This is a genomic window from Nonomuraea sp. NPDC049378 (assembly GCF_055586745.1).
In genome coordinates this window covers 1-21,059 of sequence record NZ_JBVJHP010000005.1, presented here as the reverse complement: position 1 = coordinate 21,059, position 21,059 = coordinate 1, and the positions used below count along the sequence as shown (strand labels likewise).

Annotated in this window: 14 protein-coding genes and 1 pseudogene; 7 read left to right on the top strand and 8 right to left on the bottom strand. The window is 72.4% G+C overall.

The window, feature by feature from the left end; translation table 11 throughout:
* Positions 1–77 precede the first annotated feature (77 nt).
* The 4 genes from ACZ6SA_RS12225 to ACZ6SA_RS12210 are packed head-to-tail and all read left to right on the top strand — an operon-like array spanning position 78 to position 5,469.
* Positions 78–1,382: a cytochrome P450 gene (locus tag ACZ6SA_RS12225; protein WP_465827843.1), complete on the top strand. Its 1,305-nt coding sequence runs from the start codon at positions 78–80 to the stop codon at positions 1,380–1,382.
* A gap of 2 nt (positions 1,383–1,384) precedes the next feature.
* A complete protein-coding gene (locus ACZ6SA_RS12220) occupies positions 1,385–2,965 on the top strand; it encodes a peroxidase family protein (RefSeq protein WP_347642939.1) in 1,581 nt (526 codons plus the stop codon).
* Positions 2,962–5,211: a hypothetical protein gene (locus ACZ6SA_RS12215; RefSeq protein WP_465827841.1), complete on the top strand. Its 2,250-nt coding sequence runs from the start codon at positions 2,962–2,964 to the stop codon at positions 5,209–5,211. Before ACZ6SA_RS12220 ends, ACZ6SA_RS12215 begins: the two co-directional genes overlap by 4 nt.
* A gap of 15 nt (positions 5,212–5,226) precedes the next feature.
* Entirely contained in the window at positions 5,227–5,469 is a 243-nt protein-coding gene (locus ACZ6SA_RS12210) for a hypothetical protein (protein ID WP_347642937.1), read from the top strand.
* 40 nt (positions 5,470–5,509) lie between these two features.
* On the opposite strand, the gene ACZ6SA_RS12205 is transcribed toward ACZ6SA_RS12210, so the two are convergent.
* Complete coding sequence (locus tag ACZ6SA_RS12205) at positions 5,510–6,988, bottom strand: flavin monoamine oxidase family protein (RefSeq protein ID WP_347642936.1); 1,479 nt, start codon at positions 6,986–6,988, stop codon at positions 5,510–5,512.
* A 169-nt stretch (positions 6,989–7,157) separates the two neighbouring features.
* Between ACZ6SA_RS12205 and ACZ6SA_RS12200 the strand changes: the two genes are divergently transcribed.
* Entirely contained in the window at positions 7,158–8,294 is a 1,137-nt protein-coding gene (locus tag ACZ6SA_RS12200; protein ID WP_465827839.1) for a hypothetical protein, read from the top strand.
* A 136-nt stretch (positions 8,295–8,430) separates the two neighbouring features.
* Here the strand turns inward: ACZ6SA_RS12200 and ACZ6SA_RS12195 are convergent, their stop codons facing one another.
* The 7 genes and pseudogenes from ACZ6SA_RS12195 to ACZ6SA_RS12165 form a co-directional block, all read right to left on the bottom strand.
* Positions 8,431–8,565: a hypothetical protein gene (locus tag ACZ6SA_RS12195; RefSeq protein ID WP_465827837.1), complete on the bottom strand. Its 135-nt coding sequence runs from the start codon at positions 8,563–8,565 to the stop codon at positions 8,431–8,433.
* A 25-nt stretch (positions 8,566–8,590) separates the two neighbouring features.
* Positions 8,591–10,936: an SDR family NAD(P)-dependent oxidoreductase gene (locus tag ACZ6SA_RS12190; protein ID WP_465827835.1), complete on the bottom strand. Its 2,346-nt coding sequence runs from the start codon at positions 10,934–10,936 to the stop codon at positions 8,591–8,593.
* The gene (locus ACZ6SA_RS12185) at positions 10,933–12,267 is read right to left on the bottom strand and encodes a cytochrome P450 (protein WP_465827833.1); all 1,335 of its coding nucleotides are present in this window, start codon (positions 12,265–12,267) and stop codon (positions 10,933–10,935) included. The genes ACZ6SA_RS12190 and ACZ6SA_RS12185 overlap by 4 nt, the downstream gene beginning before the upstream one ends.
* Positions 12,264–14,798 (bottom strand): SDR family NAD(P)-dependent oxidoreductase, encoded by a 2,535-nt coding sequence (locus ACZ6SA_RS12180; protein ID WP_465827832.1) that lies wholly within the window; start codon positions 14,796–14,798, stop codon positions 12,264–12,266. The genes ACZ6SA_RS12185 and ACZ6SA_RS12180 overlap by 4 nt, the downstream gene beginning before the upstream one ends.
* Complete coding sequence (locus tag ACZ6SA_RS12175; RefSeq protein ID WP_465827830.1) at positions 14,795–17,743, bottom strand: SDR family oxidoreductase; 2,949 nt, start codon at positions 17,741–17,743, stop codon at positions 14,795–14,797. Before ACZ6SA_RS12175 ends, ACZ6SA_RS12180 begins: the two co-directional genes overlap by 4 nt.
* Positions 17,740–18,771: a phosphopantetheine-binding protein gene (locus ACZ6SA_RS12170; RefSeq protein WP_465827829.1), complete on the bottom strand. Its 1,032-nt coding sequence runs from the start codon at positions 18,769–18,771 to the stop codon at positions 17,740–17,742. Before ACZ6SA_RS12170 ends, ACZ6SA_RS12175 begins: the two co-directional genes overlap by 4 nt.
* A gap of 38 nt (positions 18,772–18,809) precedes the next feature.
* Positions 18,810–18,896 (bottom strand): annotated as a pseudogene (locus ACZ6SA_RS12165) (hypothetical protein); the annotation flags it as partial.
* Here ACZ6SA_RS12165 and ACZ6SA_RS12160 point away from each other — a divergent pair.
* On the top strand, positions 18,855–19,202 hold the full coding sequence (locus tag ACZ6SA_RS12160; RefSeq protein ID WP_465827828.1) for a hypothetical protein: 348 nt from the start codon (positions 18,855–18,857) through the stop codon (positions 19,200–19,202). The pseudogene ACZ6SA_RS12165 and the gene ACZ6SA_RS12160 overlap by 42 nt on opposite strands.
* A gap of 312 nt (positions 19,203–19,514) precedes the next feature.
* Positions 19,515–20,804 (top strand): erythromycin esterase family protein, encoded by a 1,290-nt coding sequence (locus ACZ6SA_RS12155; protein ID WP_465827826.1) that lies wholly within the window; start codon positions 19,515–19,517, stop codon positions 20,802–20,804.
* Positions 20,805–21,059 lie beyond the last annotated feature (255 nt).

Below are 21,059 nucleotides of genomic sequence, written 5' to 3'. Positions count from 1 at the left end.
ACATTCTGTCTAGATTGTGGCTACACAACGTGATGATCTCTGTTCGCTCCGGCCTCAGCGGAAGGTGGGCAAACGGCATGGGTGCTACCGATCAGGCGACCACGAGCGGCCATCTGGAGAGATACGACGAGGCGCTGGCCCGCGATCCGATGACGGCGCTGGCGCTCGTCCAGCAATGGATGCGCACCGAGTGGCGCAGCCTGTTCGCCGAGTTGCGCGAGCGGCGGCCCGTCTTCGTCACGCCCGCCTTCACGGTCGTGACGCGCTACGCCGACGTGATCGAGGTGCTCTCCCGGGAGTCGGTCTTCTCCGTCCGCGCCTTCGGGCCGCGCCTGGACGCCGCGCTGGGCGGCCCGTACATGCTGGGCCGGGACGCCACCCCGATGAACTGGCGGGACAAGGGCCTGATGCGGGTCATGCTCGACCCGGGCGACACCGCCCGCGTGCGGGCGCTCGCGGGGCGCCTGGCCGACGAGGCCCTCGACGCCGCGCTGCCGGGTGGCCGCGTCGAAGCGGTCCACGCGCTGTTCCGGCACGTCGCCCTGGGCGTGTGCGCCGAATACTTCGGGCTTCCCGGGCCCGATCCCGGCACCCTGTCGCGGTGGACGCGGGCCATCGTCACCGACGGCTTCGCCAACTACGGGGGCGACCCGGCGATCCAGGAGGAGTCGGTACGCGCGGGCGCCGAGATGACGGCCTACCTGCGCGACCGGCTCGCCGGACTCCGGGCGGCGCCGCGCGCCGGGCGTGACCTGCCGGACGACGTCTTCACCCGGCTGGTCCGCACGAACCTGCCTCCCGGCCTCGGCCTGGAGGACGACGAGCGCATCGTCATCAACATGGCCGGCCTGCCGCTCGGCTTCGTCGAGAGCGGGCCGGGAGCCATGGCCGAGGCGGTCGAGCAACTGCTCCTGCGCCCGCAGGTGCTGGCGAAGGCCGCCGAGGCCGCCGCCGACCCCGCCGGCTTCGACCCCTACGTGTGGGAGGCGCTGCGCTTCAACCCGTTCTTCAAGCTGCTGCCCCGCATGTGCGAGCGCGACCACGTCCTGGCCGCCGGCACCCCGCGCGGCACGGTGATCCCCGCGGGCACGCTCGTGCTCGCCGCGCCCGCCTCGGCCATGTTCGACGCGGACGTGGTGCCGGAGCCCGGGGAGTTCCGCCTCGACCGGCCGCGCCACCACCATCTGTTCTTCGGCCACGGTCACCACTCCTGCCTGGGCGTGCACCCCGCCGCCGCGGTGGTCTGCGAGGTCGTCCGCCGCCTGCTGCTGCGCCCCGGTCTACGCCGTGTCCCGCCGCCGGAGGGGGTCCTCGTCAGATCGGGCGGCATCTTCCCCGACCGGTTCGTTCTCGCGTTCGGCCCCGCGGGCCAGGAAGGGTGACGATGGCGACGAGCAGTGCGCGCAGCGCCGCCACAGACGGGGTCGTCAACCGGCTCAGGTTCCTGGCGCTGACCGGCGGCAGGCCTGTCTGGGACGCCGTACAGGCCGTCCCGGCGCTGCGGCGGCGGGTCAACGCCGCGCTGATCGACAGCGCGATCCGGGAGATGCCGCCCCGGCCCGAGCCGCTCAGCACGATGGCCGGCTACACGTCGTGGCCCTCACTGACCGACCGCACCTACAGCGGCAGGCACCTGCCCCCGCTCCCCCTGCCCGAGGCGAACCGGCCGGCTCCCGAGCGCGCCGCCGACCTGTTCGCCCGTGGCGACACCATGATCCCCTGTCCGCGCTCGTCGGTGCTGTTCGCCTACTTCGCCCAGTGGTTCACCGACGGCTTCCTGCGCGGCGACACCAACGTCCCGCGCGACCCCCGTAAGAACACCTCCAACCACCACATCGACCTGAACCAGCTGTACGGCCTGGACGAGACGGCCACGGCGGCGCTGCGCACGTTCGACGGGGGCCTGCTCAAGAGCCAGACCATCGACGGCGGGGAGTTCCCGCCCCACCTGTGCGAGAACGGCAAGATCAAGCCGGAGTTCGCCCCGCTGAGCGTGATCCGCTTCGACGAGCTCACCGACGCGCAGCGCGACGCCCTGTTCGCGACGGGGAGCGACCGGGGCAACATCCAGATCGGGTTCACCATGCTCACGGTGCTGTTCCTGCGCGAGCACAACAGGGTGGCGCGGCTGCTCGCCGGACGCCATCCGCGCTGGGACGACGAGCGCGTCTTCCAGACGGCGCGCAACATCCTCATCGTGTTGCTGATCAAGCTGGTGGTCGAGGAGTACATCAACCACATCACCCCTTACCACTTCCGCTTCACCCTCGATCCGCGGCTGACGGCGATGCTGGCCCACGCGCCCTGGCACCGCGAGAACTGGGCCTCGGTGGAGTTCAACCTCGTCTACCGCTGGCACAGCCTGATCCCGTCCCGCCTGTCGGTGGGCGGTCGTGACCTGCCGATGGCGCAGACCATGGCCGGCGGCGCGCTGATCCCCGAACCCGGCCTCGGCCGGCTCTTCGAGGACGCCTCCCTCCAGCGCGCCGGGCGCATCGGCCTGTTCAACACCGACCCCCTCCTGAGGCAGGTCGACGTGGCCAGCATCGCCGACTCGCGGGTGCTCGGCCTGGCGCCGTACAACAGCTACCGGCAACACTGCCGCTTTCCGCGGGTGCGCCGGTTCGAGCAGGTCTCCGGCGACGCGCGGGTCAGCGGCGCGCTGCGCGACCTCTACCGCGGCGTCGACGATCTCGACCTGTACGTCGGCCTGTTCGCCGAGGAGCCCGGCTCCCCCGACGCCATCCTGCCGCCGCTGCTCACGAAGATCATCGCCATCGACGCGTTCTCGCAGGCGCTGACCAATCCCCTGCTGGCCCCGAGGGTGTTCAACGCCGCGACCTTCTCCCCGGAGGGCATGCGGATCATCGCGACCACGCGCACGTTGTCGGACGTGCTGCACCGCAACGTCCCCGAGGACCCGCGTCCCCGTTTCGTCAGCATGACCCGGCGGCCGCCCCGGTGACCGCCCCAGAGCACGAGCCCGAGCCCGAGCACGAGCCCGAGCACGGGCCGTCCAGCGGAACGGCGGACGCGCCTGAAGGCGGACCGGGCGGCGGGGCGGGAGCCGCGGGCGGGCCGCTGCGGGAGGCGGCCCGCGAGCTCGTCGACATCGCGATCACCATCAGGCAGGCCGGCGTGCACGCCACGGCCGCGCTGACCGACGGCGCCCTGCTCACGGCCCTGCCCCACGCCCCCGCGGCGGGTCTCCTGGCCCACCGCACGCTCCTGCACGCCCTCATCGACGGCGAGGGGCTCGGGTACGCGCCCGCCGGCGGCCGGCTGGGCACCCTGGCGGCGCGGCTGGGCGGGCTGGCGGGCCAGGAGAGCCTGGCCGTCCGCGTGCTGGCCACCTCGCTGCGGCTGCGCATCGCCGCCGTCGCCACCGAGCACCCCGAGCTGGCGCGCGACCCGCTCATCGTCCGGCTCGTCGAGGCGGCCGCCGCCGACCGCGATCTGGAGGCCGTACGCGCGCTGCGCGCCCTGCTCAAGGACCGCGGCGTCGTACGCGCGCTCAGCCAGATCGCCCCGGTCCTCGGCGAGGTGCTCGCCCTGCGGGCACTCCTGGACGAGAACCCGCTGAACGACCGCACCGCCTGGCTGATCGCGACCGGCACCGGCCGCGCCACCGCAGACCCGATCACCGGCATCAGCAACCGGGCCGTCGCCGCCCTCGACCGGGGGGCTGGCGCCGCGCGCAGGACGGGCCTGACCGCGGCCGAGGCCGCCCGGCTCGGCTCGGAGACGTCGCTGCTCGGCTTCCTGCGCAACATCAGCGTGCTCGGCACGACGGGCCGGGTGCTCATCCAGAGCGTCGAAGGCCCCGACGGGGTCGTGCGCCACGTCGTCCAGGCGCCCGGCATGCGCGCCGGGCGCCCCGACCACGACTCGCCCCAGGACCTGCTCGGAGCCTTCAGCAGCACCGTGCTCGACAGCAACCCGTACAGCCGCGCGCTGGCCGCGGCGGTACGCGACTACGGCCTGCCGCAGGGCGCCGAGGTGGCCCTCATCGGTCACAGCGCGGGCGGCGCGGCCATCATGAACCTGGCCCAGGACGCCGGGTTCTGCGCCCGCCACACCGTCACCCACGCCGTCGCCGTGGGCGCGCCCGTCGACTTCAAACGGCCCGCCGACCCCCGCACCTGGGTCGCCAGCGTCACCAACCAGCACGACATCGTCCCCACCCTCGACGGGCAGGGCGCGGGAGCCTGCTTCGACCTGCACCCCGACTGGTACGTGGTGGACTACTCCGACGCCACGCATTTGTTCCCGCTCTGTCACGGCATCGACCGCTACATCGCCAACCTCGCCGAGGACCTGCCCGAGGCCCGCGACCTGATGGACGCTCGGCTCGCGCCGTACCGGGGGCCGGTCGTGCGCTCGCAGGCGTACCGGCTGTTCGACCACGCGCCGCGCCCCGGCGGCTTCCCCTTCCTCACCGTGCCCACCCACGCGGTGGACGGCCCTGACGGGCCGGTCGAGCTGCCGATCAGATGCGCGGACGGCAGCTCGCTGACGGCGTACTTCGCCGCCGACGCCGCCGCGGTCGCACGCCTGCTGCACGGGACGGGTCTCGACCGGGCGGTCGGGGTCGCGGGCCGCGCGCTCGTCACCGTGCACGCCTCCTGGAACCGGCGCACCAGCGTGGGCGGCTACCGCGAGCTCCACCTCGGGCTGGTCGTGGCGGATCCGTGGCGCCCCCGGCCACCCGGCCTCGGCCTGCTCGGGGGTGCGGACCTGCTGCGCAGGGCCGACCGGCGGTGCTCGGGCGGTTTCATGGCGGGCTCCGTGGTCGACACCGCCGCCGTCCACGCCGTGGCGCCGAGGTTGTGGGGCGCCGGGCCGTACCTGGCGCCGCTGGAGTTCGGGCTCACCGCCAGGAGCGTCCGCGTCGCCGTCGGCGCCCCCGGCGACCGGCTGCTCACCCTGCACGGCCTGCTCGGGCCCGGGCTGCCCGTGAACGCCCCCGACCTGGTCGGCTACGCGCGGGGGGCGGCGGGCGAGACGCTGCGCTCCTGCGCCCGCGCCCGCGGGCGCGGGCGCCTGCACCCCCTCCCCCGGCTGCGGCTGACCGTCCAGCCAGGGTCGGCGCACCCGCTGGCCCACCGGCTTCGCGAGCTGGGCCTCGACGGTGCCCGTCCGCTGCTGTGCCTGTCGGCCGGCACCCGCCGGCTGCTTCAGGACGCCGCCGTACCGTTGCCCGCCCCCTGACCGTCCGGAGGAGCCATGCCGGCCGATCCCGCCGTGATCGCCGCCCACGCCAAGGTCCTGCAGTCCGACGCCCGCGCGCTCGCCGACTGCGCCGAACGCCTGCAGGGGATCGGGGCGAGGTTGGAGGCGGACGGCATCGCGCCTCCTTGGTTGCGCCAGGCGGTCAACGCCCACCTCGCCGCCTGCGCCGCCGCCGCCGCGGACCTGAGCGCGGCGGCGGCCCGCCTCAGCGGCTACGCCGGGCGGGCGGGCCGCTGACGCGTCGCGCTCAGCTCGCCCTCCGGACAGCGGCCCGCGCTCAGCGCGCCTCGTGGACGGCGCGGGCGGCGCTCAGCCCCGACTCCAGGGCGCCCTCGATCCATGCGTGCCACAACGAGCAGTGCTCGCCGGCGAAGTGCACGCGGCCCTCCGGCGCGATGATCGCGTCATGCAGGCTGCTCTGCTGGTGCGGCTCGAACAGGGCGAAGGCGCCGGCCGCGTAGGGGTCGTTGTACCAGGCGTGCGTGACCCCGAACTCGAAGTGGTCGTGGATCTCCGGGTGGATCTTGGCGACGTCTTCCAGGGCCTGGTCGATCCGCTTCTGCGGCGGCATCGCGCCCCACCGCAGCGCGTCCTGGCCCCAGGTGTAGCTCGCCAGCAGGACCGAGCGGTCCTCGCCGGGAACCGGGTGCGAGGGATAGCAGATGCGCCGGATCGGCAGGTCGGTGACCGTGGTGCCGCCGACGATCCCGTCGGTCTGCTCCCAGAACGCCCGGCGCACCTGGAAGAGGATCTTGGTGGAGGCGTTGTAGTTGAGCTCGCGGATCGCCCGCTGCTTGCGGCGGGAGAAGGCGGGCCTGGTCTCGATGTCGCGCAACACCGAGAACGGGATCGTGCAGATGGCGTGGTCACCGGTGAGCGCCGTCCGGCCGGAACCCGTCCTGACGTGCAGGGTGACCGCGCGGTCGTCCTGCTCGATGGCGGTGACCTCGTGGCCGAACCTGATGTGGGCCTTGAGCTCCTGGTAGAAGGCGGCCGGCAGCCGGTCGGCGCCGCCCTCGATCTCCTGCATGTCCTCGAACGCCCGCCCGATGATCTCGCGGAACTGCTCGATGATCGCCGCGTTGAGGTTGGACTCCCTGAAGCTCATCACGCCGTAGAGCTCGATGGCCCCCTCGGAGAACCCGCGCTCGCGCAGGAAGCTGCGGATGGAGTAGCGGTCGTACTCGGCGCAGATGCGGTCGAGCGCGTCCTCACCCTCCCGCGCGTACAGGTCGTGGATCTCCTGCGTGGCCGTGCGCCACAGATCCTCGTAGGTGCGGCCGCGTTCGTGCTCGGCCAGGTCGAAGTCGACGAGGCCGGGGTCGGCGTTCAGCTTGCCCATCGTGGTCCTGACGCCCTGGAGGTAGGCGAGGGCGCTGGGGTTGCCCATGACGAACGGGCGCAGGGTCAGGCCGAACTTCGCGCAGTAGGCGAGGGTGAGGTCGTGCACGCGGGGGATCCGCATCGCGCCCGCCTCGGCGTACAGGCCGGGGGCGAAGCCGCGCAGGGTGAGCACGCGCCCGCCCACCCGCTGCTGCGCCTCCAGGACGACGGGCTCGTGCCCCTGGCGCATCAGCTCGTAGGCGGCCACCAGCCCGGCCATCCCCGCTCCGATGATGAGCACGCGCTTGCCGGGGCGTCCTCCGCCGGCGAGCCCCTGCTCCGCCGTGGCGACCACCTTCGCCGGCACCCTGAGATCGTGAGTCGGTCTCGGCGCTCCCGCGTCGGCCGCCGCCGGCATGGCCGCTGACTCCATCCACACTCCTTCATGGTCACGCGAAGCACATCCATGTTCACGCAAAGCGATGATACTCGCCGAGGAGCGGCCTCTTGGGTGCGCGGTCGCGGGCGCGGTGGGACCCCACCAACTAGGCCAATATGGGTGATTGCAGCATGTGAGGCCGGATGTGCCCCACAATGGTGTGATGGCACACCCGCAGCAACCCCCGCCCCATGGGCCCTGGGGGCAACAGGGGCAGCAGGGGTACGGGCCGCCATCAGGCCAGGGCACCCCGGCGCCCGGATACGGTCCCCCTGGCCACCAGCAACACGGCCAGCCCGGTCACCCCGGGCAAGGCGCCCCACCGCCCGGCTACGGGCAACCGCCCGCCCAGGGGCCCACGCCGTACGGCCAGAACCCCGGCCAGTACGGCCAGGGCGGGGGCCCCTACGGCCAGGACGCGGGCCAGTACGGCCAGGGCGCGGGTCACGGTCAGGGCCAGCCGCCTTACGGCCAGAACCCGGGACAGTACGGCCAGGGGCCTGGACAGTACGGCTACGGCAACCAGGCGGGTGCGCCGCCCTACGGCTCCCAGCCGCCGGGCGGCCGGAACAACAACGCCGTGCTCATCGGCGTGATCGTCGTCCTTTCGGTGCTCCTCCTCGGCGGCGGCGCGTTCGGCGCGTACAGCTATCTCAACGCTCCCGGCCCCGCACCCACCACCATCGCGCAGCCGAGCACCTCGCCGTCCGCGCCGCCCACCTCCGCGCCGCCCACCTCCGCGCCACCGACGTCGGCACCGCCGACGGCCACGCCGACCGACACCCCTGAGCCTTCCAGCACGTCCAGCGGCAGCCAGGACACGCCGCTCGACCACACCGAGTTCGACGACTGGAACTTCTCCCTGAAGGGCGAGAAGTACGCGGCGCGCAAGGTCGGCGGCTGGACGTACGACTCGTGCGACCCGGTGGACGCCGAAGGCGTGATGGCCGACAACCACTGCGAGAGCGCCGTCCAGCTCGCCTACACCGCGTACGGCGGGAACCTCAAGGCGGTGCAGATCATCTTGGCGTTCCCCTCCAGCACCGACGCCAGGAACACCGCGAAGCGGCTGAAGAACACCGCCGACAAGAACGTGGCCTGGCGCAGGAGCAGCGCCCACAGGAGCTACGCGTACGGCAAGATCTACACGGGCGCCTACGTCAAGCACCTGGTCATCACGATCGTCACCGCCAACTCCTCGGCCAAGTCCAAGGCCCAGAAGTTCCACACCGCCATGCAGACCGACCGCGGCGTCTACTTCTTCATGGGCCGCCAGAGCGAACGTGCCGTCACCAGCTGACCCGGGGACCCCGGCGTCAGACGAAATCGGCCGCCGTCATGCCCGCCGGAGGTCCGGGCGGCCACTGCACGAGCTCGATCCTGTGGCCGTCAGGATCGGTCAGCCATGACGTCCGTATCCCCGGCCCCGGCCCAGATCACGGCGCCGCCGGCGGCTCGGCCGTGACGCCCCTGGCCGCGAGCTCGGCGATCGTGGCGTCGAGGTCGTCCACCCGGACGACGAGGTGGTTGACGGCGCTGACGTCCTTGACCGGGCGCGCGGGGTCGTGCACGAGCTCGAGGCCACGGCAGCGCCCGTCAGGGAGTGGACGGTGCGTCCGGGGTCGTCGCCCGCTGCCCGGCGGAGGACGAGGCTGCGGGCACGGCGGCCACCCCCTCGACGGACAGGACCTGGCGGCCTGATCGCAGCCCGGCCCAGCCGCCGGCGACCGGACGAAGCTCGTCGACCTGCTGCGCCCCTGGATACGGCACGATGCGGGCGATCTCCACGACGTCGCCCGTCACCCGCCCTGCCCGGCGCACCACGGCGTCGAGCGCGGCAGGGGCGATCCCGTGCTCCGGCGGGAACGGCGACGTCCACAGATCGGCTGCGGTCACCGTGGGCAGCGGGTCTCCCGCGCCGAGGATCAGCCCTGACCAGTCCAGCCGGCCGCCGGAAGCGGCCACGCCGTGCGTGACCGGTGGCGGCACGGGCCGCGCAGGCTCCGGCGGCGACGACCCGTAGAGCAGCCGCAGCGACGCGGCCGTCTCCCCGGTCTCGCTCGTGATCGTGACCTGGACGCTCCAGCCCTCCTCCGTGGTCTCGCCCAGCGCCCGGGTGGTGAACCGGCTCCCGCCCGGGGCCAGAACCAGCGCGGGCAGCCGGACCTTCACGTCACGCGCCTCGGCCAGATGCTGGGGCGGCCGGTCCGGCGGCACGACCCAGTCGGCGACCGAGCAGGCCTGCTCGATCAGCACCGAGATCGGCAGCGCGGCACGCCCGTCAACGGTGAACTCGGCCAGGCACGGATGAGCGCCCGGTGTATGGACCACGCTGCTGCGCAGCTCGCGGGACGGCTCGAACAGCTCGACCGTGCCCAGGAAGTGCGCGAGCCCATGCAACCGGGGCAGGTCCGGATGCCCGGTGAAGAGCCTGAAGCCACGTAGCTGGGTGGGCACCAGCGCGCTGCCGACCTGGCCGATGAACATGACCTCCCCGGTGCCGCCTGAGCGCAGTTCGCGGATCCACCGCTCGACTCCGTCGGCCGGGTCGATCGTGGACACGTAGCGGACCGCCGCGTCATAGTTGGCGATCACCCCGAGCCGCTCCCAGGTCGGCCAGCACAACGTCTGCACGGGCAGCCCGTGGGTGTTGCGCGCCCAGAACCCGAGCCTGGTCAGAGCCTCGTTGCCCGCCGCGTAGTCGATCTGCCCGATCATGCCGCCCATCCGGCCGGCCAGCGAGCCGACGTTGCAGAACACCTTGACCGGGTCCCGCCCCGCGCTGAGCACCGCGCGGGTGAGGTTGGCGAAGCCCGTCACCTTCACGTCGACCGTTCGGACCACCTCTTCCGGGCTCTTGTTGTCGAGCCTGGTCGGCAGGTCGATGCCCGCGTTGTGGACGATCACGCTGGGGTCGGGGATGCGGGCGAACAGCGCGTCGACCTGTTCCGGCCGCACGCAGTCGCACGGCTCGTACGTGATGCGCAGGCCGTCCCGGCGGGCCGCCGCCAGGTTCGCGCCGACCTGCCGGAGCTCGGCCTCGCGTTTGAGCAGGGCGCGTACGTCCCGCAGTTCCCTGGCGGTGCGGGCGGAGCTCACTCTGGCCCGGCAGTACTCGGAGTAGGCGGCGTCGTCCATGGTCAGCCAGCGGGCGTCGACCGGAAGCTCACCGCGGCCGGTCACCACGACCTGGCAGCCGAACTCGTCCGCGACCCCGCGGGCCAGGGCGAAGCCGACGCCACGGGCGCCTCCCGAGATCAGCACCACGTCATCGGACCCCAGCTCGACGCGGGGCGGCGGTTCCGGGCCGGGCCGCGCGGTCAGGGCATGGCGGACCCCCTGCCGGTAGCCGATCTCGAACAGGTCCCAGGCCGCCAGCTCAGCAGTCAGCAGCTCCGCCAGGTGGGCCGGCCCGAGGGCGTCGACGTCCAGGACTTTCACCGCGAGGTTGGGCAGCTCGCGGGGCAGGCACTTGGCGAAACCGGCCCAGATCCCGCCCAGCGGGGAGTCGATCGGCCCATCGTCGTAGCCCATCAGCCCGCCCATGGCGGTGACGGCGACGTAGCAGGACCGGTCGGCGCGCGGGTCGGCTCCCCAGGCACCGTATCTGCGCTGCACCATCCGGGTCGTCCTGGCCAGCGCGTCCCGCCATTCCCCGCCGTCGAGCCGGTAGGGGACGCCCACGACGTTCAGGTCCACGATCCCGTCCCAGTCGTCCCGCTCGGGTTCGCGGCCGGGCACGCAGAGGTCCGCGCCGAGCGCGCTCGCCACCTCTGCGGCCAGCTCCGCGTCGGAGCCGATGACCAGCAGCCGCCGCGCCACGGGGGTGGAGGGCGGAAGCGGGAGCGGCACGGGCTCCCAGACCATGCGATGCACGGGCCGGACGAAGGAGGCGGTGTCGAAGGACACCAGGTGCGGGCGGACGGGCGCGGCGGTCGTCACATCCGCTCCTGCACGACCGCGGGGAGCCCCCCGCTGGGGAACAGCGTGACGTAGTGTCCGCTGCGGACGGTGTGCGCGCCGGAAAGCCGCAGCCGGTAGCGCTGCGACAGCATGGCGACCGAGGTCACCAGCGTGGCCATCGCCAGCCCCTTGCCGATGCACATGCGCCGCCCGCCGCCGAAGGGCAGGAAGGCGTGCTTGTGCCGCTTGTTCCGGGTGTCGTCGAGGAAACGCCGGGGATCGTAGGCCTCCGGGTCGGTCCAGTGCTCGGGTGAGCGGTGCGTGCCGTACACGCTGAGCAGAACCGTCGTCCCCGCGGGCACCTCGCGACCGGCCAGGGAGTCCGGCTCGACGGCGTCGCGGGGGAACTGCCAGACCGGCGGGTGCAGGCGCAGCGCCTCGTTGATCGCGGCCGTGGTCTCCACCAGTTCGCCCAGCTGGTCGGGGGCGGGCGTCTGTCCCGCGAGCACCTCGTCGACCTCGCGCTCGACGGCGCGGCGGGCCTGGGGGTGCCTGGCCAGCTCGTACATGGTCCAGGCGAGCGCCTGGCCGGTCGTGTCGGAGCCGGCCAGCAGCAGGGTGCGGAGGTTGTCCGACACCTCAGCCTCGGACAGGCCGCCGCCGAGCAGTCGCCCGGCGGCGTCGGAGCCGTACTCGCCGCTGGCGCGGCGAGAGCTGATCACCCCGTGGATGATGCCGTCGAGCACCCGGTTCGCCCACTTCCGTTCGCGGTGGTACCGGGTGGGCACGAAGGCAGGGATCATGGCGGGCAACGCCATGACCGTGCGGTTGTAGATGACCTTGCTGGCGATCGCGGCGGCCCGCGCGTAGCCGGTGCCCGACAGGTCTCGGCTGATCAGCGCCATGCCCACGACCCTGGAGGCGACGTCCATCAGGTCGGGCGCCACGTCCACGACGACGCCGGAGTCCGCGTGCGCCGCCCAGCGGCGGATGACCTCCTCGACGGCGCCGACGGCTTCGCGCGCGTTGCCGCGCACGCGTTCCGGGCTGAACGCGGGCTGGACCGCCTTGCGCGGCCCGCGCCACTGATCGGTGTCGAGCGTCAGCAGGCCGGAGCCCATGACGCCGGAGAATCCGCGGTAGAGCTTGCCCCGCACATAGTTGTCCGGGTTGGTACGCAACACCCGCTCGATCGCCTCTGGCTCGGTGACCTGCACGAACGGGATGGGCAGCTTGACCGACACGAGCGAGTCGCGTTCCTGCATGCGCAGGGTGTAGGCCAGCGGGTCCTTGAAGTAGGGGATGGCGTCACCGATCACCGGCAGCCCGGCAGGGCCGTGGGCGACAGGGCAGGTTCCCGGGCGTGTCATGAGCGCTCCTCGCGGTCGAATCGTTCCCTGTCGAGGTATTCGCCCGTCTCCTGGTCCACGTAGCCGACGATGGCGCCCGAGATGGCCTTGACCTGGAGCAGCACCTCGCCGTCGGCCGCCACCGCGATCGCCCGGTTCTCGGGCTCGGGATCCTCCAGATCGAGGTCGACAGGGGTGACGTACAGTTCGACCGGGTCGGCCAGCGCGGCGAGCGTCAGGTCGGTGTGGCCGCCGTACAGGTCGATGCGCCGGACCGTGCGCGGGATCGCGACGGGCGTCCAGCGGTCCGCGACGGTGTGCAGAACGGCCACGCGCACCAGGCCGTCCAGTGCGACGGAGGGGACGAGCAGGCCGGGGAACCAGCGTCGCAACGCGGGCACGTCGAGCGCGAGCCGGCCTCGCCGACCCAGCGGGTGCGTCCGGGTGTCGGTGGTCGACCGGAACACCTCGCGCAGCAGCACGTCCGACCCTGGCGCGTGGTAGGGGTCGCGGAGGGGCTTGCTGCCGTGCTCGTCCCAGTGGGTCCACCTCGGGCCGGGCACGGGAGCGTCGCGCAGCCGTACGGTCACCGAGAAGTGCAGCCTGTCGCGGGCGACGGTGACGCCGTTGGGCGCCACCACGTCGCCCCGCACGCGGACGGCCACCACCGACTCGCGCTCGTCGGTGCGCACCAGCGTGGCGGTGAGCCGTTTGACCTCGGGCCGGTCCTTCCGGTAGATCCGCAGGAACGACTCCAGCCGCAGGTCTTCGAAGACGACCGGGACCCGGTCGGGCACCAGCGACACCGCGGCTTGCGCGGCCAACTCGGGCACGAAGGTGCCGGGCAGGGTCGGATAGCCGCTCACCTGGTGAAACTCCAGATAGCCGTCCCTGTCGAGGGTGAACGTACGCTCCGCGACCAGCTCCGTGGCGTCGCGACGCAGCACCGTGTCGATGTACGGCAGCGCCCGCGCCTCGCCCGTGCAGAAGGTCAGGAACTCCGGACGGATGCCTCTGACGAGCTCGCGTTCCTTGTCGCCCAGGAACACCGTGGCCGGCGCGTCCCGCACGGCGGTCAGCTCGGTGAGGAAGTGGTCGACGCCCTCCTCGGTCGGCATCGGGGTGTACGCGTCGATCTCGGCGAGGAAGGCCCGCATCAGCGGGGTGGCACCGAGCCCGACGTCCCGCCAGAGGGTCCAGCCGATGGTGAACTCGTTCTCGGCGCTCATCGCGGCCATGTTGAGGAAATCGTTGGCAGCGGCGTAGTCGGTCTCGCCGCGCTGGCCGGTCAGCCCGATGAACGAGCCGAAGTTGCACCAGCGGCGCGGTTCCCGCCCGCGCAGCGCCTGCTTGAGGTTCAGGTAGGTGTGCACCTTGAGGTCACGCACCGCGCGGAAGTCGGCGACCGACTTCGCGGTGACATCGGAGGCCCGGTTGGTGCCGGCGATGTTGAGCAGGAGGTCGACGGGGCCGCTCACAGCGTCGACGGCCCGCTGCACCGCGGCCGGGTCCCGGAGGTCGCAGCGCAGGTAGCGGACCCGCCCGGGACCGGACAGCCGTTCCAGCTCGGTGAGCGTGTCGCGGACCTGCCGCTGCTCGAGCAGCCGGTCGAACCTGGCGTTCGCCTCGGCCACGCTGACCCGGTTCGGCCCGTTGAGCCGGGCCCTGATGAACGTGCTGCGGTCCGGCAGCCGCTGGGAGTCGCCGGGCGGCTCGGAGCTGCCCAGGATCACGATGCGCGGGCGGTACCGCCCGGCCAGCGCCGTGAGGATCGGTGCGCCGATGCCGCGCGCGCCGCCCGCGGCCACCACCAAGGAGTCCTGGCTCAGCGCCGGCATTCCGTCCGGCGTCGCGTCGGCGGGCACCGCTCGCGGGGTGAGCCGGCGCCCGCCGGCGTGATAGGTCACCGGGAGGAGCTGGGCGGCGCCCAGCTCGGCGCTCACCGTGGCCAGCACCTCCTCCAGCGGCACCGCCTCGTGCACGGTGGCGAGCACGCCGGTGTCCGGCAACTCCAGCGCCAGGCTCTTGACCAGGCCCGTGAACAACCCGGTGAGGGGCAGCGGCACCCCCTCCGCGGTGACGCCGCCCACCACGCTCACGACGAACGAGCCGCCCGCCAGGCGTGGCGCGCACTCCTTGGCCGTCATGAACGTGCGCTCGTGCAGCTCGAGCAGTTCGCGGACCCGGTCGGACCAGCGGGCGTCGCGCAGGCTGGGATCGGTGGCGTCCACCAGCACCCGTACGTGCCGGGATGCCTGACCGTCCTGGTGGGCCAGCGCGGCGCGGAATGCGGCGGAGTTGGTGAGCACCACCGCGTCCACCGGGATCGCGGGAGGGGCGGAGCGGACGGGCCTGCGCGGGGCGGGCGCCAGCTCGATCACGTGGCGATCCAGCAGCGGAGGAGCCGCCTTCTGCTGCCTGCTGAGCCGGATCACCCGAGGGCTCGACAGCCGGTCGGCCCTGAGCTCGATCGCCGTCCGGCTCTGCTCGCCGCTCAGGAAGGCGACCAGTTCGCGCCCGCCCTGCGCGCCCAGGAAGTTCGCGCGGGTCATGCGATCGCCTCCAGCATCTCCTCCACGGCGGACTCCACGGACACCTCGGCGAGCACCGGCAGGCCCTCCGCCAGCGCCAGCGACTTCCTGGTGACCGCGAACAGGAACGTCCCCTCGCCGATCTCCTCGCCACCCAGCAGGCGGCCCCATGACGTGAGGCTGTTGCCGTTGCTTCCTGCTATCAGGGCCACGTCCACGTCGCCGAAGTCCAGGTAGCACCCGGCGACCTCGAAGGCGTCGGCGAGCGACGCTGCGCCGCCGTCCACGGCGATGTTGAGCCCACGCAGGTCGAAGTAGCTGCACAGCCGCGCCGGGATGACGTTGGGCATCTCACCGGGGAAGGAGTCCTCGTCGGGCTCGCCGATCAGCCCATTCACGCGTTCGCGCAGCTCCCGCGCGTTGGGGACGGCTTGGCGGTCGAGCTCGTCGAGGTGGGCGCGGATCGCGTACAGGACCGCGTTCCTGGTGGGCCCGGTGTGGCCCACCACGACCCCGGTGGTACGGCTGTGCCGCCGGCAGAATTCGCGTACCCGGGGGTCCATCCGGTGCATGCACTCGATGATCATGAGCTGGGTGCGATCGGTCGCCCGGATCGTGGAGGCCGGCATGCGCAGCCGGGCGAACGGCGGGCTCGGGTAGCCGTCGCCGAACGAGTTCGGCAGGATGGTCCTGCCGTGCGCCCACTCCGCGACCTGCGCGTTGCCCTCGGCGCCGGGCACGTGCGCCGACCAGTCGACGATCACCATGGGCTCGCCGGTTCTGGCCCCGTAGCCGGTCCTGCCTCGACGGCCCGGCCGGAACTCCTGGATGAGCATGTGCGCGTTCGTGCCGCCGAAGCCGAAGCCGGACACGGCGACGGTGCGCGGCCGGTCGGGCCGCGCCGGCCAGGGCACAGGTCGCGCGGGGATCTCCAGGTTGCACGACTCCAGGCCGAAGCTGTCCGGGGCCGCCGAGAAGCGGTGCTGGGCGGGGATGACCTCGTGCCGCAGCCCCAGAAGGGCGTGGATGACCGACACCACCCCGGCCGCCCAGCCCGTGTGGCCGATCAGGGACTTGTTCGAGGTCACCTGGACCGGATGCGTCCCGGCGTAGGCAGCGCGCAGGCTCAGGAACTCGGCCTCGTCGCCCGCAGGGGTTCCGGTGGCGTGCGCGATCACCCAGTCGACCTCCGCGGCTTCGACGCGCGACCTGGCCAGCGCGCGGGCGACGGCCAGTTCCTGGCCCGCGCTGGACGGCGCGTAGATGGCCTTGCCCTTGCCGTCCGCGGACAGCCCGACCCCGGCGATCAGGCCGTACACGGTGTCGCCGTCGGCAAGGGCCCTGGACAGCCGCTTCAGCACCACGGCGCCCGCTCCGTCGGAGAACAGCACGCCGTCGGCGGTCCTGTCGAGCGCGCGCACCTCTCCGCTCCTGGACAGCCCGTACAACTTGGAGAACAGCACCGACCCGCTGGGGACCAGCGCGAACGCTCCGCCGCACACGGCGACGTCGGCGCGGCCGGACAGCAGGTCACGCATGCCCAGGTCGATCGCGTACAACGAGGACGAGCACGCCGTGTCCACCATGAGGAGCCGGGTCCCCGCCGGCAGCAGGCCCTCGATGGCGCCGGCGCCGATCCGGTGCGGGAACGGCTGCGATCGGATGGCGTCACCGTGCCACAGCACGGAGTCGGGAACCTCGCCCAGTTCCTCGCGGATGATCGCTTCCTGCAGGTGCTGGCTGCCGTCCGGGGTGAAGCCGAAACAGGCCGTGTACGTGTCGCCGTCCCGCCTGGCCACGCCCTCCAGCGCCTGGTGCAGGCTGTGCCTCAGCCACACCGTGGTGAAGTCGAGCCCGTCGTCCGGCCGCTCGGCGGCCAGCTCGGGGTGCGGTGTGAAGCCGGTGATGAAGCCCGAGCGACGCTGGTAGGTCTTGTCGGCGGCGCTCGGGTCGTCGTCGTGGAAGCCCGCCATCGACCAGCGATCGGCCGGGACGTCGACGAACAGCTCCGCGCCCTCCATGAGCAGCGACCAGAACGCGTCCGGGTCACTGGCCCCCGGCACGGCCAGCCCCATGCCGACCACCGCGATCGGATCGGCGTCCTGATCGGGGTACGCCTCCGCTTTCGGTGCCGGCACCGGTTCCGGTCGCGGTCGCGGCTCCGGGTCCGGCTCCGGGTCCGGGTCCGGGGACGGGGACGGGGACGGGGACGTGGCGCGGCGCTGCAACGACATGCCGCCGTCTGCCACCACGGTCTGCCCAGTGATCCATCCCGCACCGGGAGAGGCCAGCAGCAGAACCAGGTCGGCCAGATCCTCCGGAGTGGCCAGCCGCCCCAGAGGGGTGGCCGCCACCAGGTTTGCGCTCACCGACTCGAATCCCGGGAACATACGGCCGACCGGATTGTCCATGAGCGCGACGGATGCGGTGTTCACCCGGATGCCGTCCGGAGCGAACTCCGCCGCCAAATAGCGGGTCAGCGCCTCCAAAGCCGCCTTGGACAGTCCGATCGGCAGGTAGTTGGCCGGGGCGTACGCCGCGCCGAGCGAGGAGACGTTGACGATGCGGCCCGCGCAGGATCGGGCCAGCAGCGAGCGGGCCGCCCTCGCGCACCAGAGCGCGCCCTTGACGTTGACGTCGAACGCCTGGTCCAGGTGCTCCTCCGTCAGCTCATCCCAGGCGGCGAACGTCCCGCCTGCGGCGTTGTTCACCAGCAGGTCCAGCCGTCCGTGGGTGGCGTTGACCTGGTCGAACATCCTCCGAACCTGATCCGGCTTGGCCACGGAGGCCCTGATCACCTCAACGCCGTCGCCCAGTTCGGCCGCGAGGGTCCTGGCCTCGTCGTACGAGTGGAAGCAGTTGACGATCACCTTGGCGCCGGCCTCGGCGAGCGAGCGCACGATGCGCGCGCCCACGCTGCCCGCGCCGCCGGTGACGAGAGCGACGCGGCCGTGGAAGTCCGTCATGTCGTGCCCGCCCTGGCAAGCGAGCCGATGACGAAGTCCACCACGTCGCCGAACGTCCGGTAGTCGGCCATCCGCATGTCGTCGGGCGGCGGGCCCAGCTGGAACAGCACGCCGAGCCTCCCCATCAGCTCCACCCGCTTGACCGAGTCGACGCCGAGGTCGGCCTCCAGTTCGGCGCTGTCCTCGAAGACCTCCTGGGGGTACTCCAGCGTCGTGGCGTAGAGGTCACGTACCCGGGCGGCGACCGCCTCCCTCGACGGTGGCCCCGCGGGCGTCTCCACCGGCGGCGTCGGCGCGGGAGGCACGGGCATGCGCTGCGTCGGAACAGACGCGAAGGGCGTGCTCGTCTGTTGCGGCGGGGTGGCGGCGGCGGACGTGCCCGTCTCCGGTCTCACGGCCGCGGGCGGGCTCGCGACGGTCGTGCCGGTGTGCCGCGCCGTCCGTGGCTCGGCGGCGGGGGCCAGGTACTGTCCGGTCTCGCGGAGCGTGTCCAGGTCCGGCAGCAGCGGCGTGTGCACGGAGGCGGCCGGCTCGATCGAGCGGACCCGGGAGGTCAGCGCGTGCCCCGCCCCCACTTCCACCCACACGCCGGCGCCCGAGCGGTGCAGCCGCTCCACGGTGGGCCCGAACCGCACCGGTGTGACGAGGTGAGAGGCGAGCAGCTCGCCGAGGTCGTCGGAGTCACGGTAGTAGCGGCCGAGCACAGGTGAGAAGACCGGAACGCGCAGGGGCCTCGGGCTGTATCCGCTGAGCCGGCGGGCCAGCTCCTGCCGCGCCTGGGCGAGCAGCGGACTGTGGAACGGGTGCGGCGCGTGCAGCGCGGTCGACGGCAGCCCGATCGCGGCGGCGATCGTCGCCGTGCGGCGCAGCGCGTCAGCCGTCCCCGCGACCACCGTCTGTCCCGGCCCGTTGTCCACCGCAACGACTGCGCCGGAGGTCGGGAGCAGATCGAGGATGCGCTGGGCCCGGTCGGGCGCGCAGCCCAGCGCCAGCAGTCCGCCGCCGCTGGTGTCATGCTCACGCAGCACGGTGATCCGGTGGCAGAGATTTCCGCACCCTCGGCGACGTCCAGCGCGCCGCCGGCGACCAGGGCCGCGATTTCGCCGAGGCTGTGCCCGACGAGCACGCTGAACCTCGCCCCCTGCCCGGACAGCGCACGAAAGGCCGCGACCGAGGTGGCGAAAACAGCGAGTTGCAGCACGTCCGGCGCCGCATCAAGCAATTGGTCGGCGGTATTATCGGAGAAGGCTCGGCCCAGACCTTTTCCGATAATGCCGTCGGCCACCGCGTCAATAATTTCGATCGCCTGAGCGGCCTCGGAATCATGCGCGCGCAACCGCGCCAAAGCATCCGGAAGATATGCCCCTTGACCTGGAACAAGACCCACAACAATCTCAACGGAGCTCAGCATTCTGGTCCCCCTCAGAGCACGGTGTCGACGAGATTCCCAATCTTTTGATCGGCGTTTCATATTCCGCGTGCGAGCTCGATGACGCCAAGATTAACCGCGCTCACACAGCGTGGACACCCCTAACCCAGGCTCCGGATCAGGGGTGATCGCGAAGCCACCGCCTGGCCATCTTGATAGGGTCACGGCATGCCCACTGGCAGCTTGTTTCTCTGACCGCGCCCGCGAGAGGCGGCAGCGCTGGAGCCCGCGCCGCTCCGGCGGTGACCGGACGCACGCCGGCTGAGGCGGCGTTCCGGCGATCTGCCGCGCGCTCCTGACCGAGGTCAACCATCACTCGACGGAGAAACGAGCACCATCACCATGACGTTCCCCACCGCTTCGGGACATTCGGCCCACCCGTTGGCCGAGCACATCACCGTACTGACCACCCTCGACCCCGACGAGCCGCTCCTGGACGATCTCCACCCGCTGCGCGCCATCGTGGAGGACGCCCGGGTCGTGGCCATCGGGGAGGGCGCGCACTTCGTGCACGAGTTCACGCTCGCCCGCGCGCGGTTGCTCCGCTACCTGCTGGAACACTGCGGATTCACCGTCGTGGCGTTCGAGATGGGCTCCGGTGACGCCGCGGCCGTCAATCCCTGGCTCGCCGGCGACGGAGACGAGGACGACCTGCTCCAGGTGGCCGGCCGGCACACCGTCAACCTGTTCGGGGAGCTGCTGCGCCGGCTGCGCCGCTACAACCGCGGCAGGTCCCGTCCCGTCCGGATCGTCGGGATCGATCTGCCCAACAGCCTGACCCTTCTGCCCGATCTCGACCCGGTCGCCGGCTACCTGCGCATGGTCGACGAGGGGATCACCGACATGGTGGCCGGCCTCCTGCGGACGGCCGGCGCGATCACCGGCGGTTCGGCCGCCGCGTCGGCCCCGCGATGGGCGAGCCTCGACCAGGCCGACCAGGAGTCCCTGACGGCCGGACTGGCCCGGCTGTCGTTGCGGATGCGGGCGCTCGAACCGCTCTACGTGGCCCGCAGCGACCAGCACGGCTACGACGTCGCACGCCGCCACCTGGAGGCGGCCTGCCACACCGACTACATGCTGCGGGCCATGAGCGCCCTGTTCTCCGGGACGGGCCTGCCCGACGACACCTCCATCCGCGACCACTACATGGCCACCTGCCTGCGGTGGCACCTCGACCGCCTCGACCCCGGCGCCCGCGTCGTCGTGGTCGCGCACAACAACCACATCCAGAAGACCCTGGTCACCTATGACGGCCACCCCACCGCCCTGCCGATGGGCCACCACCTGGCCCGCGGCCTCGGCGGGCACTACCGCGCCGTGGGCCTGACCCACACTGCGGACCACGTGCCTGACATGGTCTGGCCTGCCGAGGACTCCCCGGTCGGATTCACCATCGAATCCGTCCCCCTCGCGGCCCCGCCTCCGGGCAGCTTGGAGAAGGCCCTGGTGGACGCCGGACTCGCCGCGGACGTCACCCTGACCGATCTGCGCTCCCCCGACCCCGAGGTGACGGCCCTCGACGCCATCCGGTCGCAGAGCGCCACCATGGACACGCCCGTCGCCCAGACGTTCGACGCGGTCCTGTGCACGCCCACCGCGACCGCCGACCCCACCGCCACTTTCACGTCCTAGATCCCTCAGGAGACGGACGCGGGGGGGGGGGGGGGGGGGGGGGGGGGGGGGAGGGGGGGGGGGAGGGGGGGTGGGGGGGGGGGGGGGGGGGGGAGCGGGTCGGGGGCGGTGACGAGGATCCGGTACCGGAGGAGCCGTTCGGCGAGCAGGTCGGCGGAGAGGGTCATGACAGCCCCGGCACGATCAGGACAAGCCAGCACAGAAGCGGCGCGGCGACCACGATGGTCATGCCCCACGTCATCAGGCGCTTGAACA